Source organism: Streptomyces nanshensis (assembly GCF_001751255.1).
Classification (GTDB): Bacteria; Actinomycetota; Actinomycetes; order Streptomycetales; family Streptomycetaceae; genus Streptomyces; species Streptomyces nanshensis_A.
Genome location: NZ_LJGW01000253.1, coordinates 1 through 1793, shown reverse-complemented (window position 1 = coordinate 1793; position 1793 = coordinate 1). Strand labels below are relative to the sequence as shown.

Genomic DNA, 1793 nt, shown 5'->3' with positions numbered 1-1793 from the left:
GTCCGTACGGCCCGTCAGCTCCGTGAAGTCGGCCGGGTCGATCAGCGCCAAGTAGTCCACGTGCAGGGGCGGTTGGTGCTGTTCGGCGGCGTCCAGCACGGCGCGGGCCGCCGCCAGCGCGGCGTCCGCGCCGCCCGGCAGCGCGTCACGGGCGGCGAACAGGGCCCGGGAGAGGGCGAGCGCGCACTCCCGCTCCCCGGGCGAGAGATAGGCGTTGCGGCTGGAGAGCGCCAGGCCGTCGGATTCGCGGACGGTCGGTACGCCGACGATCTCCACGGGGAAGTTCAGATCCGTCACCATCCGCCGGATCAGGGCGAGTTGCTGGGCGTCCTTCTGGCCGAAGAGCGCCGTGTCCGGTGACGTGAGGTGCAGCAGCTTCGCGACGACGGTGAGCACGCCGTCGAAGTGGCCCGGCCTGTACGCCCCTTCGAAGCGGTCGCCCATGGGCCCGGCGGCGATACGTACCTGCGGCCCGTGCCGCCGCGTACCGGAGTCGGAGTCCGTACCTGAACCGGAGTCCGTGCCGGAGGCGGACGCGGCGCCCGCGGTCTCCGGGTAGACCTCCTCGACGTGCGGCGCGAACACCACGTCGGCGCCCGCCTGTTCGGCCACCTCCAGATCGGCGTCCAGCGTGCGCGGATAGCGGTCCAGGTCCTCCGACGGGCCGAACTGGAGCGGGTTGACGAAGACCGTGACGACGACCTGGCCGTGCGGTCCGACCCGCTCGCGCGCGGTGCGTACGAGCGCGGCGTGCCCCGCGTGCAGCGCGCCCATCGTCATCACGACGGCCCGGCGCCCGTCCGTACCGCCGCCGAACCCGGCGGCTGTGGCGCGCAGTTCGGCCGCCGTACGGACGAGACGTATGCGGTCCCGGCCGTGCCGCGCGGCGGTGCCGGACCGTGCCTCCGGCCCGGCGTCCGGCGGTGCGTCCGACAGCGCGTCCGGCAGTGCGTTCTGTGCGGCGGCGTTCACCGGCTACGGCCCCCTTCGGACAGGACGTCGAGGAGTTCCTCGGCGAGTTCGGGCTTGAGCAGGCCGTGGTCGAGGGCGCGGTCGGCGGTGGCGCGGGCCATCGCGAGATAGCTGGCGACCATCCGGGGCGCGTGCTCGGCGAGTTCGGCGAGGTGGGTGGAGACCGTGCCCGCGTCGCCGCGTGCGACCGGGCCCGTCAGCGCGGCGTCGCCGGAGCGCAGGCTGTTGTCGAGCGCGGCGCCGAGCAGCGGACCCAGCATCTTCTCGGGCGCCTCCACGCCGGAGGCGCGCAGCAGTTCCATGGACTGCCCGACGAGGGTGACGAGGTGGTTCGCGCCGATCGCCAGCGCCGCGTGGTAGAGCGGGCGGGCCTCCTCCGCGATCCACTCCGGCTCGCCGCCCATCTCGATGACGAGCGCCTGCGCCGCCAGCCGCAGCTCCTCGGGCGCGGTGACGCCGAACGAGCAGCCGGCCAGGCGCTGTACGTCGACGGGCGTACCCGTGAACGTCATCACCGGGTGCAGCGCGAGCGGCAACGCCCCTGCGCGCAGGGCCGGTTCGAGCACGCCCGTGCCGTACCGGCCCGAGGTGTGCACGATGAGCTGCCCCTGCCGTACGGCGCCGGTCCCGGCGAGCCCGGTGACCAGTTCGGGCAGTGCGTCGTCGGGGACCGTGAGCAGTACGAGGTCGGCGCGGGCCAGCACCTGCGGCGGTTCGAGCAGCGGTACGTCCGGCAGCAGTTCCGCGGCGCGGCGGCGCGAGCGGTCCGAGACGCCGGAGGCGGCGACCGGGCGGTGCCCGGCCCGGCGCAGCGCGGCGCC

At 74.8% G+C, this 1793-nt stretch carries 2 protein-coding genes; both read right to left on the bottom strand.

Annotation, left to right across the window (positions count from 1 at the left end; all coding sequences use genetic code 11):
• Positions 1–972 (bottom strand): pantoate--beta-alanine ligase (gene panC / locus AN218_RS14825; protein ID WP_070017364.1); only part of this gene is annotated, 972 nt, incomplete at its 3' end.
• Positions 969–1793: Rossmann-like and DUF2520 domain-containing protein (locus AN218_RS14820; protein ID WP_070017363.1), on the bottom strand; the 825-nt coding region annotated here is incomplete at its 5' end. The genes AN218_RS14820 and panC, both read right to left, overlap by 4 nt.